This window comes from Chryseobacterium sp., assembly GCF_022869225.1.
Classification (GTDB): Bacteria; Bacteroidota; Bacteroidia; order Flavobacteriales; family Weeksellaceae; genus Chryseobacterium.
The window spans coordinates 3,827,744-3,844,176 of record NZ_JALIHL010000001.1 but is presented as its reverse complement, the minus strand read 5'-3'; the positions used below and the strand labels follow the sequence as shown (position 1 = coordinate 3,844,176).

Sequence of the window (16,433 nt, the reverse complement as noted above, 5' to 3'; positions counted from 1 at the left end):
AGATATTTATTTTTTTCAAAGGTCATACGCAATCGTCGTCTTTGTCTCCCGAATCATTTTACAGGGAATTTTATCCAAGACGATTTCACGACATACGATTATTATTTCTTATAGTGCTTTATACTGGAACATAGGATGTCCTCTTTCTCCTTTATCATCGGTAAGGTTTACAAATCTTAATTTATAATAGAAGCCCGAGGCATCTTTAACGATATAGAATACATCTCCTTTTACTTTAGAGCCGGAAGGCCCTACTTCTCTCCAGTTTCCTCCGATCACTCTTTGTTCGTTATACACTAATTTGGAATCATCTACATCTGCTTTTTTAAACTTATTAAAAGCATCCACCATAGAGCCGGATGTTATTTTGATTTCATACGCTCCTACATTCGCTACGTTGTTGATGGTAACAAAATCTGCATTGACATAGCTGCCGGCTCCGGGAATAATATTGGTAAATACGCTAAAGCAGATATCCCATTTGCTTTTTTCAGGCTGAACAGCAACCTCCTTACCGGTTTTTGAATTGAAGAAAGTATAGTTATAGGCAGTATTTTTCTTGATCACGACTTCTTTGATCTGATCTCCAACCGCATTAAGGTCTCCATATCTCACTTTATAACCATCTGCCTGTCTTGTGATCTGGATTTTCATCCAGCCTCTCTCATCACCTCCTGTGATGGCTGATCCGTGGGCAATACTTCCTTTATAAAGTTCTTTACCTAAATTGACAAGATAAACGGCATTATCAGCAGCATTGGCTTTGATCTCTTCTATCGCGGTATAGCCGGAAGGAAAATTTCCTTTTACATCATCAATATAATGGGTGTTGTCAGAGTCAAAGTTGGCTACCTGAACCTGTTCTTTTAAATTACTGACATCAGATTCTTTTACCGCCCCGATATCTGCAATATTCGGAATCTTGGCAGCAGCCATCATAATAGAAGTATTCAGGACCACTTTAAACTCAGCTCCTGCATAAAATGCAAGGTCCCAGTCTGTTCTGCTATTGACCGTCTGTTTCGGCTGTCCGTCCTGATCTACATCACTGAAGTCTATCCATACCTGATTAGGCTGTGCAGCTCCCCTTACATCAGGTTTCACAGATACGCCCTCTGAAGGGATAACCGGCACGGGATCTTCATTATCGTTGATACAGGATTGTGATACCAATGAAGTTCCTAGCAGAAGATAAAACAGTATTTTTTTCATTTTTAGAATTTTAAAAATTATAGCTTAATCTGGCAAAATAACTTCTGCCATAGAAAAGATTAATTTTAGGATCTGCTGCTTCGTGAGCATTTCCGGTAACGGTAGTATCTCTTACGGAGGATACATCAAAAATATTTTTAACCCCCAGACTTACTTCGAGATGTTGTTTGAAGAAAGGCTGGGTGACAATGAAATTCATCATATGGAAATCTCCCCTTTCTCCAATTTCATAGGTTGGATTCTGAAGATCCGAAGACAGCACGCACTGTTGAGTCTTTCCTGTATATTTATAGAACAGGGAAAGGGTGGTATTGATATTGGGAACCGTATAGTTCACTACAGCATTAGCCTCCAGTGTATAAAAGAAATCGTTAGGCGAAGTCACATTTCCATCTTTCAATTCTTTTGCAATTCCATAGTAAGCGACATTGGCAGCCAGTGCCAACTGATTTTTCTGAGCTTTAAAGTTAGCTTCAAATAAATAAGACTGGAATTTATCCAAATTGAGATATTGGTATTTCAAAGGCTGTCGGCTCACCGTCACCGATTCTATTCTGTCTTTCACGTTCAAATAGGTAGCACTCGCCCCTACGCCTAAATTCCAGCCTGAACCGGTGGTTATTTTTTTCTCCCCATTTAAAGAAACGGTCATTCCTTTTTCAGGAACCAGGTCTTCATTTCCTCTGATATCATGATTACTGTCTACCATATAGGTATATAGCTCGTCAAAATTCGGGAAACGGTTGGCACTTCCCACGACCAGCCTGAAATTATCGCTCTCGGTAGCTTTTACTCTGGCAGTCAAAGAGTAATTATGTTGTGTTTCAAACTTATCGCTTAAGGCAAGACGATATCCAGGACGCAATGATAACCAGTCTGTTGCATTCCATTCAACGGACATAAAGTTGGCATAATTAAAGATCTTTCTCTTGACATTATCCGTTCCTTTGAAGCTTCCTGCGATATTACCGGCAAATCCTGAAGTATGATCTAATTCATATCCTAGCTGGAAGTCAATTTTTTTGCTGTCCAAAAAGTTACTGAATACCCCTCTTGAATAGAACACATCTGCTTTGTTATAAGACTCAAAAGCGTCTTTGTCACCGATTACCTTTCTGTTAGGAATATCATATTTATAGTCCCGGTATTTTCTATCCTGTGTCTGGTAAGAAAAATCTCCGGTATAGTTCACAGCCCCCAGTTTGGTTTGTATAGTAAGCTGATGCAGATATCTGGTGGTATTATAATCTCTGTCGTTAGAGAAATAAGTCCTGTCATTTACACTATAGAAATGCTCGCCTACCGTGGGATTATAATAGTTTAGTTTTTCATTTACAAAGCCAAATTTATAAAATAAGGAAGTCCTATTTTTATTGTATCTTACAATTCCATCTACATTCAGCACATCTTTTGGCTGCCATAAATACCCTCTTTTTCCGTCCTGTTCAAAGTATTTGTATCCTTCCTGCGTTCCCTTGAATCCCTGGAAGTCATTATGATTGATATGGGCTCCTACAAACCAGTGCTCATTGATGTTATACCCTACATTCAGCGTCTGGATATGTCTTCCTTCTCCTTTTTTCTTAAAGTCATATTCTTTACCTACGGTTTCTTCCTGTACTGACGCATTAAGGGTGAGCTTTTTCTGACTGTTCTTTTTCGTAATAATGTTAATTACCCCAGCCACAGCATTGCTTCCATAGTCAACTCCCATTGATCCTCTTACCACTTCTATTCTTTCAACATTATTGATATTAAGCTTTGTAAGATCTATATTGTTCCCCAGGCCTATGTCTCCTACTACAGGAATATTGTCTATCAAAACCTTAGTATATTCACCTCCAAGACCCATCAAGTTTGCGGTAGAATTCCCCGAATTACGGTCAGAAATGATCAGAACATTCAAACTTTGATTCAAAACATCTGCCACATTGGTAGCAGCCATATTCTTGATCTGCTCTGCATTGATAACTTCAACTTTATATATGGATTTATTGATCGACTGCTGGGTATACTGTCCTGTAACAACAACTTCATCTATTCTTTTCTGTTTAAGAGAATCTTGCTGCTGTGCATTTACCAAAAAAATGGCGGACAGCAACAGTATGGAAAGCACTTTCTTCTTCATAAAGGCAAAAAATTTTCGACAAATATAATGCTTTATTTAGAATAGTTAAAAATAAATATTTACTTTTGTGGAATAATTCTAAATAAAAATAAATTATGAATTTAAAATTACTCCTAGGAACTTTAGTGCTTACGGCGGCCCCTGCCCATGCACAGTTAGCCTCTATCAATGAAAATTTTGAGACTTTTGTTACAGGTCCGGCGGGTCCGGCAGCAGCCTGGCCTCAAAAAAACTGGAATAGAGTTCAAAATGCAACAGATGGTCCATGGGTATATGCAGCGGGGACGACCAATAAATATGTACAGTATTACAGTTTCTCCGCACCCAATACGGCAGGATACCTGATCACGCCTCAGATCGTGGCTCCAGACGGTACGAAGACGATCTCTTTCACGGCGGCCATCACTTCCGGATCTGCAACCGGAGCTACCGGTACCATTGAAGTAGGTTTAGTGAGCGGAACTTCTGATATGGCTTCATTTACCCCGATCGCAAGTATTATCAATCTGAACCCGACGAATACACCGTATTCATTAACGGTACCTGCTTCTTCCAACCAGTACATTGCTTTCAAAATTATCGGAAGTGCAATGCATACCGCAATACAGATAGATGATGTGGTATACAATAATGCAACACTGTCAGTAACTGATCATATAAAGTCCAGTGACGAGATCAGGTTTGCGGTGAATTCAGGTAATACAGCACTGGAATTTGTTACGAGAAAAGATCCTAAAAACATTCAGATCTACTCTGCTTCAGGGCAAAAAGCTGCGGAAGGGAAACTGAACAGACAACAATTTGATATCAGCACCCTTCAGACAGGAGTTTATTACACGATTATTGAAACTGCTGAAGGAAAAACCATCAAATCGAAATTCATAAAGAAATAAGGTTTATCAGACTATTATTTGCCTTAGTAAAGCCGGCCGGGGAATCTCCAGCCGGCTTTTTCCTGGTTTGCATTCTACTGCTGGGAATTGTCACGGATGAAAACACGACAAAAATCATGCTTTTATTTAGACTGATTAAAAATAATATATATATTTTTGTAGAACAATTCTAAATAATAATTTAAAAATACATTATGAAAACAAAACTATTCTTGGCTTCACTGCTGGCTCTTACTGTGCAACAGACCGTTGCAGCACAAACAGATGCATTAGGATACACACAGGTGGATATGTCGATGGGAAGCGGTTATCAGAACCGTGTATTTGTGAACCTGGCGGACGGCAATATGGTTTCTCAGCCGGCGAATACCTGGGATATTGCTTTTTATAGAAATTCAAGTTTTCAATTTGGATCAAGGATTAATGACGCTCTTGATATCGAAGTATATACAGCCTCCACCAATCTGGCTGATTGGGATACCATCAATATCAGCAATTTAGCATCATGGGGAGCCCCTTTATACAATCCTGATCAAACAACAGACTTAAGCCAGGGCGCTTTTGAGCAGGGCCCTGTTACTTCAAGCAACCCGAATATTCCGGCAACAGGCTGGGGAGTATACAACCCGATTACCCATCATATTCAGGGAAAAGCAATTTTCGTTTTACGATATACCGCTACTGATTCTTATATCAAATTTGCCATTGAGGATTCATTTGCAGGATATACATTCAGATATTCCAAATGGAACGGCACCTCTTGGGAACCTACAGAAACAAGGACGATTGCCAACGGGACAGATGATGCTTATTTCAACTATTTCTCATTTACCACAGGGGCAAAAGTTCCGAATATGGAACCTTCCAAAAGTGCATGGGATCTGGTATTTACTAAGTATTACACTTTTTATAACAATATTCAGATGTATCCTCTTTCAGGAGCCATTCAAAGTCCAAACGTTAAAGTGGCTGTGGTTCAGCCTGAAGATCAGGCAACATCATCATATACTATTCCTGCCGACAACAGTTTCTCATCCAACATTACCACGGTGGGACATTCCTGGAAAGGTATTGGAACCGTTAAGAATAATGTAGTCTATTATATCAAAAAAGGAAGTGATTATTACAGAATGTACTTTACCACCAATGGCGGTGCCACCACAGGAAACATGTATTTCAAGTACAAAAAAGTCACCGCAACATTAGGGATCACAGAGGTAGGGAAAAAAGCCTCTTTTGGAATTTATCCTAACCCTGCTGCTGCGGATAAAAAAGTAACGGTTTTATTTGATGTTAAAGAAAAGGCAAATAATAAAGGGAATGTAGAAGTATATGACCTTACCGGGAAAAAGGTATATTCTGCGGAGCTGGCTAACCAGACGGGCTTATACCAGAAAGATATCAATTTATCTCACCTTACTTCCGGAAATTATCTTGTCAAAATAACGTATGGTGATCATTCGGAAACGAAAAAGCTCATTATAAAATAATTTTATTTAATACTTTCTATTTTTTCTAATAAAAAGGCGGCTTCAGAATGTTGAAGCCGCCTTTTATAGTATTAATAGATCTTGAATCCTTTATATACTTCCACGGAGCTTTCCATCATTTTGGAAGCCTCTTTACGGAAATCCAACAGGTGATCCTGCCCATTATGCCTGTTGTGATGGTCAACACTCTCCCAAAGCTCAATCAGGAAAAAAGTACCTTTATTGTCTTTATCTTCAATAAGGTCATACTGCAGGCAGCCTTCTTCTTTTCTTGTCTCTTTTACAAGGTTTTGAAAAAGCTCTACAGCCTCCATCAGGTAATTTTCATTAAACTTAAAAAGTGCAATGATATGTAAATTCATGTTCTAATATTTAGTGATGTAAAAGTAAAATATTTTCAAAACCAAATCTGTTTTTGAACCTTTTATTTTTCACACCCGGTCATAAATTTCAACTGAATACTGATTTATAAATAGTTATAGAACTCATGATAATCACCAGGAGCCCAATGACCACAAACATCTTCTTCACAGGAAGCTTTGCTGTGAGCATCGCAGAAAAAGGAGCGGTAATAATTCCCCCGATTAACAGTCCCAGAATAATATTCCAGTGCTGAATACCGAGTGTAAGGAAAAAGGTGGCCGCAGCCGTGATGGTCAGGATAAATTTAGCGACCGTAGAACTTCCGACTGCAAATCTGGGGGTAAAAGCATTCTTGATCAGCGTTCCTGTAACCAGCGGGCCCCATCCTCCCCCTGCAAAAGAATCGATAAAGCCTCCTATCAATCCAAGCCTTGTCAGGTTTGTTTTCTTTTTAAGGGCTTTGTTCTGTTTTTCTTAAATGCATTAGATAAGATCTGAAATCCGAGGTATAAAGTGTAAAAAGCAATAACGGTTTTTGTAATTTTAGCGTAATATTCACCCAGGTAGGTCAGACTTACAGCTCCTATAACGGCCCCGATAACCGCCGGAACCGCTAATTTCTTTACCAGGCTTTTGCTTACATTTTTCAGTTTGATATGGCTCAGACTTCCTGCTGCCGTTGTAAAACTTTCTGCGGAGTGAATACTTGCACTTACAATATGAGGCGGAATATTCAGAAACATAAGGGTTGTAGTACAGATCACTCCATACCCCATTCCCATAGATCCGGCGACAATTTCTGCAAAAACACCCACCAGCAGCATCCAGTAAAAGATATAATGATCCCTGGCCAAAACCGTGAGAAGTTCATCGAGATACCCCAGTTCGTACATGGAGAAAATGGTAATGAAAAGTACCGCAAGCATCACGATAAGTACATTGAGCCGGATCTGAATTTTTCTTGAAATCACCATATTATATCACTTTAACGCCTACATTTTCTCCTCTATGGGGCTCAGCATGACTGCTTATGACAGAGTGATCAAAAACCAGTGGTGTCAACTTTTTCAGTGAAATCATAGTATATTCATTTGAAGTTATGCAAATATCCAATAAAAATACTATCCTACCAAACGAGTAGACTAATAATTCAAAAAAAAGGACCGGGTCAGTCGACCAGATCCATTAAAGTTTTCTTCTCCAAAATATTCAGTGAGGCATCCCTAACCTCGATCAATACGTCATGGAGGCCACAGTGATCTTCGTTACAGTCTTCACATTTTTCATAAAAATTAAGACTTACACATGGAAGCATGGCGATAGGGCCATTGACCAGACGGATGATCTTGGCCAGTTTTACATTTTCAGGATTTTCTTTAAAAAAGTATCCTCCTCCTTTTCCTTTTTTACTGTCAAGGATTTCCGCTTTTTTCAGTTCAAGCAGAATATTTTCTAAAAACTTTAAAGGTATCTTTTTGTGTTCCGCTATTTCGGAAATAAGAATGGGGCCTTCATTTCTTTTTTCAACAAGATATGAAAGCGCCTTAAAAGCATATTGAGATTTTTTGGAAAGCATTAGAGCAAAAATACGAAAATTGTTTCATATGAATAAAATAGAAAAACAAAATTGAAAAACAGCGAATTTGCTTTTTAAGCCTTTTGCCTTTTTGCCATTAAATTATTATGTTTGTCTTTATGTTCAGTAAACAAGAGGCACAGCAGCTAAAAAAAGAATTTTGGACCGCTTTTGGAAAGTCTTTTCCCAGAAAATGGATTTTATATGACACCAAGATCAAGGATATGTCATTCAAATTTTCTGCAGATAATAAAAAAGCAGAGGTTTCCCTAGACATTGAAATGAAGGACGAAATCTTCCGTAATGCTTATTATGAAAAAATCTGGTCTTTGGAGGATATCCTTAAAGATTTCATAGGTGATTTTCAAAAGGAAGAATATTTTACACTTGAAAATGGGAAGACAATCAGCAGGGTTTGGGTTGATATTCAGGGAGTTTCAATTTTTAATAAAAATAAATGGCAGGAAATTTTTGAATTTTTTGTTGACAAAATGGATGGATTTGAAAGATTTTACTACGAATATGATGATTTTATAAAGGATATATAAAATAATTACGAAATAAATACTATTTTACCCTTAATAATAAAATAAAAAAGAAACTTATATTTGCCTACCACTACTTAAAACTAATATATGGAACAAATTAACATGCTTAAAAATGAAAAAAGTATACAAAAACATTTTTGGAGAAGTTGTCTCCAAAAGTAATGCTGTAAAGCTAGAGGAATACCATCTCTATTATTACGAGAAGGATACAGATGTATTGAAAGAAATTGAGTTTATAAGTGAAGACAATATTTATAATATCAATTATTTCATTAGTGAAAACGAGGATGAAAACAAAGCGTTTGATTACCTGAAAGAAAAATCGGATTTTTTTGATATTGAGGAAAGAGAAACGGAGGAAGAATTCATTATTTCTACAAACAAACTTTATTCACTGTCGGTGAATGAGGAGCCCCTGATCTCAAGAACGGTTTTTCACATTGATGACCCTGAAAACTTTATCTGTTCACAAGTTATAGATAATGAAACCCAGAAACCGCAACTTGAAAAGACCGTAAAATGCTGGTATACGACTGATGAAAACGGTGAAAAATATGCAGCCATAGAATGCAGCTATCAAGATGATGGAAAATTGGAACTGGCCGTTCATAAGACTTCAGATGATCATGAAGAAAACTGGGCTCATTATGATTATGATACTTTCCAGGATCTCCAGGATCAGGTAAGCACGGATATCAGCTATTACAGGACGGCGACATTTCTGCCTCAGAAAGAATTTCAAAAATAGCGGTGTACTGGAGTTGTCTCAGTGATTATGTTAACTGAAACCACAACAAAAGGAAATGAAAAACATCTCCATCAGAAATAACAATCTATTAAATTCAACTTATAAAAAAGAGAAACCTAAAAGTTTCTCTTTTTTATAAGAATCTTAATAATTTGATTGAATGATATTCTCAACCAGTTCATTTTCCACTGGATTTCCTCCACCATTATTATAAAAATCAAGAGGAATAATTCCCAACCGTCTTTTCCCTGCATATTGGGTATACTGTTTTAACCATGGATTCATGGCAGGATCTATCCCTGTTCCGCCCCATGCATACTGATAAGGGGTATGATGGAATGCTCCAAAAGCAATACTGTTAAAAGACACATACAAAACAGACTCATTGCCGGCATCCTTTTTCATGGCTCTTTCAAGGTTTTCCTGTACATATTTAACTTTTTTGTGGGTGTCATAGCTTTTATAATTATCTTCGATATAAAACTTCTGCCCATTTGAATTTTCAGTTTCAAAAGAAGCGTCATCCTGCCATGGACCAAACCTTACTCCCACCCTATTTTTATCAATTCCGGAATTTCCTGTATCCAGATCAAACCTGTATAAGAATACAACTTTACCTTTTGCCTGTTCTATTGTTGGAACTGTATTGTCTTTGTAGTACAGAGAATCATATTTTTTAAGGTAGGTCATAAAGTTTTCCGAGATTTTCTGACCGCTTTTCTCATGATCAACAGACATTAAAACAGTTTCCGAAGGATGATTTTTCAAAAATTCCCGGCAGGCATTCATGACCTCACCAAAGGTTACATCACAGGGGATAATCCCGTGATAAAGACTTAGAGGATCAGATGTATCGGACGAATTGACAAGACGAATATCTAAAAAACGGATTCCATTTTCCAACTGCTGGCTGATATCATAGTTCTGACAACGGGCGCCAAATGATGCCGGGGAAATTTTATACGTCCCCGTATCATGGGTTCCGGGAATACTCAGTCCCGGTAATGAAGCCTTCACATCTATTTTACCCATCCACTCTGAAGTATTTAATTTCATATAAAACTGATTCACTCCCGATACGGAAATATCACATTTAAAAGTGAGCTCCTGTCCCGTCTCCAGGATATAATTTCCGGATACTTTTTTAAGATTGCGGCTGCCGATCCACCAGTTATTTTCTGATCTTGAATTATGTCCCTGCCCAATCTGGATATCCCGCAGTTCACAATGCCTGTTGTGATAATCAAAAGAAAGAGTGCAGGTAAAAGCAAAATTCAGTTTGCCCGGCAAGGCGTCATAAGAGCTGCATCCCCTGGCATTTCCAACTGATATTTTATCTTTGAACCATCGTGCTACCGTATCTGTATCATGCCTTCCGGCCTGAACGTCAATTTCCCATGTATTTCCGGACTTCTGAATGATGCCCGGTATATTATCCCAGGGTTGTCCTGAGGAGATGCTGTGGTCTGTTATTGCGATTCGTAAATTGCTTACTCCCTCCATCATTTGGAGAAGAAATCTGTTGTGTTGTTTTGTTGGCATGACTTAGGTGATTTAGTGAGATTACGGAGAAAACAGATAAGTTTTCCATCCTTATCCCAAAATTAGACAGAAAAAATCCCTGATCATAGCGTATAAATACGTGTTTTAGAGGCAGGTGTTTTTACTTAAAAAAGAGACCGCCACAAAAGTCAAAAAATTAAACCTTGTCATTCTGAGCCTGTCAAATCATCTCTAAAAATCAGACACTTAAGATATCTTACAGTTCAAATGCAATGATAGACTAAAAAAATCACAGGATGATATAGGCTTGCCAAAGCCTCCGGAAAAGCAGAGAGAAAGAGCTGCGGAACTATCCTTTACTGCGCGCTCCACCATATATTTAGACGTGTATATAAGGTGGTAAGCGGAGATTCCAAAAGGAAGAAAAGGCTTTACAGGTATCAGGATCTTCAGGATGGTATAAAATGGCTGGAAATCAATATACAAAATGACTTCTGCTGACTTTAAAATAAAGTTCAGCTTCAAAAGAAAACAATACAGATCATAAAAAAGAGAAGCAATGTTGCTTCTCTTTTTTTATTTTATCCGAACTTCTTTTTCCTCAACCAGAAGAACAATCCTCCAATAAGGCCGATTATCACCAATGGAAGCAGTAAGTTCAGCCACTGCCAGTTGGTTTTCTCTTCGGTAATTCTGTGTCTGTCAAGAAGTCTTTCTTCAATATTCCTGTTTCTCAGCTCCATCAGGTTGCTGTCATCCAGCAGATAGTCCAGTGCATTTCTCAGGAACTGTTCGTTTCCGAACTGCTCGTTGGTCAGCAGGTCTACGCCTAAAGGAAGAGGTTTTCCTTTGATCACTTTATTTCTTCCTACATCTCCGTCTGCGATAACGATCATTTTGTTATCAGGACTTGCCGCTTTGAAGCCGGGATAAGATTTTCTTTCGATTCTTGAAGCGTAAGCAGAATTAAATTTCCCTTCCAACGCTACTGCAAAAATCTTTGGTGTACTCGGTTTCTCCATCTGTCCAAGGCTGTCTACACTTGCAATCTCTTTTAAGTCCACATAATTCGGAACCTGCTTTAACAGCGTTCTTTCACTGGATTCGAAAAGAACTTTTGTTTTGATGTTCTTTCTCCCACCCAATGTATCGATGGAAGTAGGGAATTCAAATTTTACAGGGTTGATATTCTTTGTAACCGGATTATTATTTTCGGCAATTCCCAGAGGATAATACGGCCAAGGTAAGCTTGTATACTGGGGGTTTCCGCTCACCTCCCCTGTTACCAGCCTTAATAAAGCAAATTTCTTCACGTCTTTTACCAATGCAGGATTGATTCTCACTCCGTAATTGAAAAAGAAATCCGTCATATTGATATCAACCGGGAAGGGCATTACTTTTTTAGATCGTGTTAAAGTATCCATTTCAGCGTTTACCGCATCGATCATCCAAAGTGTTTTCCCGCCATTCATGATGTATTGGTCAAGGATTACTTTTTCATTATCAGTAAAGGCTTTACGCGGTTTTGCAATCACAAGGGCACTCATCTGCTTCAGCAAAGGAACATCTTCTAATGAAAGCTCGGTCTGGTTTTTTGGAATGATGGGACCGGCGTCATAATTTTCCAAAGCCAGCTGTACAAATCCCTGGAATTCTTCCGGGCTCAGCTCATCGTGGTTGACCAAAATCCCTATTTTTTTTCTTTTGGCTGCTGCAATATTCTTAATATTGGAAACAAGACTGTATTCCAATCCTTCAATGGATCTTGTAAGCTGCTGATCTGCATCAATTCCTGCCTGCTGTACCACCAAAGGAATAGAAACGCCTTTGTTGTCATATTTTATTACGGCGTACGGGAAAAGAGTGATCTGTGAGATTTTTCCGTCTTTAACGTCGGGAAGAATCGAAGGCTGCATTCCCATCGCCATCAAAGTGTCCTGGGACATTTTGGTTTTAATAGGGTCGATAAATTTAAAATCAATCTTGGAATTCACTTTTCTGAACTCTTCCAGCATAAACTTCGTTTCTCCCTGCAGCTGTTTGAAGCTTGCGGGGAAATCACCTTCCAGGTATACCTCAACCGTTAAAGGTTTCTTTACAGATTCCAATACTTTAATGGTATTATCAGAAAGGGTATATCTTTTTTCTTTTGTTAAGTCTAATCTTATTCCCGAATACGCCAGGATAACAACTAAAGGAATAATAACGATTAGGAAAATTCCCAGTGGAGATTTAGCATTGATCTTCTTCATAATTCTACTTCTTTTTGTTAATAAAATGATTCGACAATACTAATGAAAGGCCGATGACCAATACAAAATAAGCAATATCCCTACCATCGATAAGGCCTCTGGTAAATCCTAAAAAATGCTGATAAAAACCTATATTCTGAAGGATAAAATCCGCTCCGCCCAATAGTTTATAGCTTGCCAGCTGTTCAATTCCAAAGTACATGATAAAGCACATGAAAACCCCTAGAAGATAAGCCATGATCTGGTTCTGTGACAGTGAAGAAGCTAAAATCCCCACTCCTGAAAATGCTGCAATTAAAATAATTAATCCAATATAACTTCCGAATGTCATCCCAAGGTCAATATTTCCTTCCGGAACTCCCAAAACATATACCGTATAAAGATAGATCAGGGATGGAATAAGGCATAAAATCCCGACAATCCATACGGAAAGGAACTTTCCTGCTACCAGTTCGGATACTTTTAACGGCTGTGAAAAAAGCCAGTTCAGCGTTCCCGTTTGCTGCTCTTCTGCAAAAGTTTTCATCGAAAGGGCCGGAATAATAAACATCAGCAGCCATGGAACCAATACGAAATAGCTCTGCAGAGAGGCCATTCCGATCTCAAAAATATTAGAATCGTTGTCGAAAAAGAACAGGAAAAGAGTGGCTATCAGACTGAATGCGGCAATAATCACCCATGCACTCCAGTTTCCAAAGTAACTCCAAAGTTCTTTCTTTAAAATTGCAATCATAGTTTTTTTGTAAAATGTAAAAAGTAGTATGGATCATTACATCCATCCTACTCCACAATTATTTGTTTTTTTTATTTTTATTAACCAGTTTCACTGTCATCATGATCAGAAATACAAGAACGAAAAATCCTCCGATTAATTGCCACCAGTATTCAATTGCCATTGATTTTAAAATAACGGTAAATACGACCAGAAACAGAATAAAGGTTGCAATTTCATTCGCCTGCCGCAGTTTGATGTTGGCAATTTCCAGCGTATTTCCATTCAGTTCCTTCAATTGAAGCACTTTTTTCCAACACCAGAAATGATACGCAGCAAGACCGATCAGGAAGGTCAGTTTTAAATGGAACCATGGCATTTTCATTAGTCCCGGGTTCATAAAAATCATGACCAGTCCGCACACCGCCATGATCACACCGGCAGGAACGGTAATGATATTCCACAGCCTTCTGGCCATAAACGTATACTGCTCTCTGAGAATTTTCTTTTTTTCTTCCGGAAATTCATCGGTATCCTTATAGTAAACGAAGATTCTCACGAGATAGAAAATTCCCGCAAAATAGCTTACCATAAAAATAATGTGCAGCGCTTTGATTATTGTGTAAAGCATTCAGAAAAAATTAACAGCAAAGATAAGCTTTTATCTAATTTTTAAAAATAAAATTCTTTTGATCCGGAAAATATAATTAATCGGTATGTATATAAAAAATACTTCGGCTCGGGGCAGCTTTGCTGCCCCGAGCCGAAGACTCTATTTTCACGGATTGAATCAAACTCAGGTATTAAGAGATTACCCCTAATTCCTTTCCTACTTTTTCAAAAGCAGCAATAGCTTTATCAAGGTGTTCTCTTGTATGAGCGGCAGACAGCTGAACTCTGATTCTCGCCTTTCCTTTCGGTACTACAGGATAGAAGAATCCGATAACATAAATCCCTTCATCCATCAGCTTTTCAGCCATTTTCTGAGAAAGCGGTGCATCATAAAGCATTACCGGAACAATTGCAGCATCCCCATCAGGAATATCAAAGCCTTTTGCTTTCATTTCTGTTCTGAAATACTCTGCATTTTCCATTACTTGATCACGAAGGGAAGTATCTTCAGAAATCATATCCAATACTTTTAAAGCAGCCCCTACGATTCCCGGAGCCAGTGAATTGGAGAATAAGTATGGACGGGAACGCTGTCTCAGCATATCGATGATTTCTTTTTTACCGGAAGTAAATCCTCCTAAAGCACCTCCAAGAGCTTTCCCTAAAGTAGAAGTAATAATATCCACTCTTCCCATAACTTCATTTGCCTCATGGGTTCCACGGCCGGTTTTCCCAATGAATCCTGTTGCATGAGAATCATCCACCATTACCAAGGCGTTATATTTATCAGCAAGGTCACATACTCCTTTTAAGTTGGCAACAATACCATCCATAGAGAAAACCCCGTCTGTAACAATAATTTTGAAACGGTGATTCTTTTCAGAAGCAGCGATCAGCTGGGCTTCAAGATCTGCCATATCATTGTTTTTGTAACGGTATCTGGCTGCCTTACAAAGACGAACTCCGTCAATGATGGAAGCGTGGTTCAGTTCATCTGAAATAATGGCATCCTCTTCTGTAAATAAAGGTTCAAAAACACCGCCGTTAGCATCAAAAGCAGCAGCATACAGTATGGTATCTTCAAGACCTAAGAAATCTGCAATTTCTTTCTCCAGTTGCTTGTGAATATCCTGTGTTCCGCAGATAAAACGTACCGATGACATTCCGTATCCATGAGATTCAATCATATCCTGAGAAGCTTTCATGACTTCAGGATGATTGGATAATCCCAAATAATTATTGGCACAGAAGTTCAAAAGCTTTTTACCGTTGGCTTCTATTTCCGCACTCTGCTGAGAAGTGATGATTCTTTCTCTTTTGTAAAGCCCGTCATTCTCAATATTTTGAAGTTCATTCTGCAAATGTTGAAGATATTTTTCAGAGATCATTTTAGTAAATTTTTAGATGTGCTAATTTAATAAAAAGGCAGTAAAATATAACCCTTTATACATTTAATTCTAAAAATTGATTTTCCATTGAGTTTTAACATTATTAGTCTACAAAATTAGTAGGACAATATTTATATTTGTTTAAAATTTGAGAATATGAAATTAGTACAGGTACACAAAGCAGAAAAAATAAATTCAGAAACCTTTATTAACAGCTATATGAAACCCCGTCTTCCTATTATTCTTAAAGATTTTGTACATCCGGAAAGTCCTGCCTTAAAAAAATGGGACTATGATTATTTCAAAAAAATAGCGGGTGATCAAAAGGTGAATATCTATGGGGCAGAGCTGGAATCCCTGGACAAAGTGGCAAGTAAGCCCATTGCACAGACCACTTTTTCAGAATATCTGGATCTGATAGATTCCACTCCTACTGAAAACCGGCTGTTTCTTTTCAATTTATTAAACCTTAAACCGGAGCTTAAAAGTGATATTCTATACAATGACGTCACGAATGGTAAAATCTTGAAGTGGCTCCCTTTTATGTTCTTTGGAGGCCAGGGTTCTGCCACCCGTAATCATATTGATATTGATATGTCGCATGTCTTTATCACTCAGTTTCGCGGTATTAAAAGAATCTGGCTCTTTCCCTGGGAACAGTCTGATCTAATGTATAAGCTGCCTTATAATTTTCACAGTCTGCCTAACATTAAGGAACCTGATTACAGAAGGTATCCGGCACTCCTTTATTTAGACGGCTACGAAGCAGTGCTGCATCCCGGCGAAACCCTTTATATTCCATCCGGATGGTGGCATTACATACAATATGAAACAGAAGGCTACTCTGTCTCTGTACGAGCGCTTCCTTTCAGTATTCTTGAAAAATGGAGGGATTCAAGAACATGATGATTACAAGAAATTTTGATAATATAATGCGTATTATTTTCAAGGAAAGATGGTTCAGGTACAAAATCAGAATCGCTGAAAGAAGAGGTGCAAGGAAATTCA

General features: G+C 38.1%; 16 protein-coding genes. 5 read left to right on the top strand and 11 right to left on the bottom strand.

Annotation, left to right across the window (positions count from 1 at the left end):
* Nucleotides 1–108: 108 nt before the first annotated feature.
* Together MUW56_RS17950 and MUW56_RS17945 are read right to left on the bottom strand one after the other, a co-directional pair.
* Nucleotides 109–1,212, bottom strand: coding sequence for an HmuY family protein (locus MUW56_RS17950; RefSeq protein WP_292014472.1), 1,104 nt, complete (start codon nucleotides 1,210–1,212; stop codon nucleotides 109–111).
* A 10-nt stretch (nucleotides 1,213–1,222) separates the two neighbouring features.
* On the bottom strand, nucleotides 1,223–3,340 hold the full coding sequence (locus tag MUW56_RS17945) for a TonB-dependent siderophore receptor (RefSeq protein ID WP_292014471.1): 2,118 nt from the start codon (nucleotides 3,338–3,340) through the stop codon (nucleotides 1,223–1,225).
* Between the two features lie 95 nt (nucleotides 3,341–3,435).
* Here MUW56_RS17945 and MUW56_RS17940 point away from each other — a divergent pair, with 95 nt between their 5' ends.
* Nucleotides 3,436–4,233 carry a T9SS type A sorting domain-containing protein gene (locus MUW56_RS17940; RefSeq protein ID WP_292014470.1) on the top strand — a complete coding sequence of 266 codons (798 nt, stop codon included), beginning with the start codon at nucleotides 3,436–3,438 and terminating at the stop codon, nucleotides 4,231–4,233.
* Nucleotides 4,234–4,427: 194 nt separating this feature from the next.
* The gene (locus tag MUW56_RS17935) at nucleotides 4,428–5,723 is read left to right on the top strand and encodes a T9SS type A sorting domain-containing protein (RefSeq protein WP_292014469.1); all 1,296 of its coding nucleotides are present in this window, start codon (nucleotides 4,428–4,430) and stop codon (nucleotides 5,721–5,723) included.
* 71 nt (nucleotides 5,724–5,794) lie between these two features.
* On the opposite strand, the gene MUW56_RS17930 is transcribed toward MUW56_RS17935, so the two are convergent.
* The 4 genes from MUW56_RS17930 to MUW56_RS17915 form a co-directional block, all read right to left on the bottom strand.
* The gene (locus MUW56_RS17930) at nucleotides 5,795–6,085 is read right to left on the bottom strand and encodes a putative quinol monooxygenase (RefSeq protein WP_292014468.1); all 291 of its coding nucleotides are present in this window, start codon (nucleotides 6,083–6,085) and stop codon (nucleotides 5,795–5,797) included.
* 88 nt (nucleotides 6,086–6,173) lie between these two features.
* Complete coding sequence (locus MUW56_RS17925; protein WP_292014467.1) at nucleotides 6,174–6,509, bottom strand: TSUP family transporter; 336 nt, start codon at nucleotides 6,507–6,509, stop codon at nucleotides 6,174–6,176.
* Nucleotides 6,510–6,520: 11 nt separating this feature from the next.
* Entirely contained in the window at nucleotides 6,521–7,060 is a 540-nt protein-coding gene (locus MUW56_RS17920) for a sulfite exporter TauE/SafE family protein (protein ID WP_292014466.1), read from the bottom strand.
* Nucleotides 7,061–7,254: 194 nt separating this feature from the next.
* Nucleotides 7,255–7,662: an Rrf2 family transcriptional regulator gene (locus tag MUW56_RS17915; protein ID WP_292014465.1), complete on the bottom strand. Its 408-nt coding sequence runs from the start codon at nucleotides 7,660–7,662 to the stop codon at nucleotides 7,255–7,257.
* Between the two features lie 119 nt (nucleotides 7,663–7,781).
* On the opposite strand from MUW56_RS17915, the gene MUW56_RS17910 reads away from it, so the two are divergent.
* On the top strand, nucleotides 7,782–8,210 hold the full coding sequence (locus MUW56_RS17910) for a DUF4268 domain-containing protein (protein ID WP_292014464.1): 429 nt from the start codon (nucleotides 7,782–7,784) through the stop codon (nucleotides 8,208–8,210).
* A 112-nt stretch (nucleotides 8,211–8,322) separates the two neighbouring features.
* Entirely contained in the window at nucleotides 8,323–8,958 is a 636-nt protein-coding gene (locus tag MUW56_RS17905; protein WP_292014463.1) for a hypothetical protein, read from the top strand.
* Between the two features lie 144 nt (nucleotides 8,959–9,102).
* On the opposite strand, the gene MUW56_RS17900 is transcribed toward MUW56_RS17905, so the two are convergent.
* The 5 genes from MUW56_RS17900 to kbl all read right to left on the bottom strand — a co-directional run bounded on the left by MUW56_RS17900 (nucleotide 9,103) and on the right by kbl (nucleotide 15,425).
* Nucleotides 9,103–10,500: a phosphatidylinositol-specific phospholipase C gene (locus MUW56_RS17900; RefSeq protein ID WP_292014462.1), complete on the bottom strand. Its 1,398-nt coding sequence runs from the start codon at nucleotides 10,498–10,500 to the stop codon at nucleotides 9,103–9,105.
* Nucleotides 10,501–11,042: 542 nt separating this feature from the next.
* On the bottom strand, nucleotides 11,043–12,713 hold the full coding sequence (gldG, locus tag MUW56_RS17895) for a gliding motility-associated ABC transporter substrate-binding protein GldG (protein WP_292014461.1): 1,671 nt from the start codon (nucleotides 12,711–12,713) through the stop codon (nucleotides 11,043–11,045).
* A gap of 4 nt (nucleotides 12,714–12,717) precedes the next feature.
* Nucleotides 12,718–13,446 (bottom strand): ABC transporter permease, encoded by a 729-nt coding sequence (locus tag MUW56_RS17890; RefSeq protein ID WP_292014460.1) that lies wholly within the window; start codon nucleotides 13,444–13,446, stop codon nucleotides 12,718–12,720.
* Between the two features lie 58 nt (nucleotides 13,447–13,504).
* Nucleotides 13,505–14,056 (bottom strand): CopD family protein, encoded by a 552-nt coding sequence (locus MUW56_RS17885; RefSeq protein ID WP_292014459.1) that lies wholly within the window; start codon nucleotides 14,054–14,056, stop codon nucleotides 13,505–13,507.
* A gap of 172 nt (nucleotides 14,057–14,228) precedes the next feature.
* Nucleotides 14,229–15,425: a glycine C-acetyltransferase gene (kbl, locus tag MUW56_RS17880; protein ID WP_292014458.1), complete on the bottom strand. Its 1,197-nt coding sequence runs from the start codon at nucleotides 15,423–15,425 to the stop codon at nucleotides 14,229–14,231.
* 156 nt (nucleotides 15,426–15,581) lie between these two features.
* Between kbl and MUW56_RS17875 the strand changes: the two genes are divergently transcribed.
* The gene (locus MUW56_RS17875) at nucleotides 15,582–16,331 is read left to right on the top strand and encodes a cupin-like domain-containing protein (RefSeq protein WP_292014457.1); all 750 of its coding nucleotides are present in this window, start codon (nucleotides 15,582–15,584) and stop codon (nucleotides 16,329–16,331) included.
* The last annotated feature ends 102 nt before the right edge of the window (nucleotides 16,332–16,433 follow it).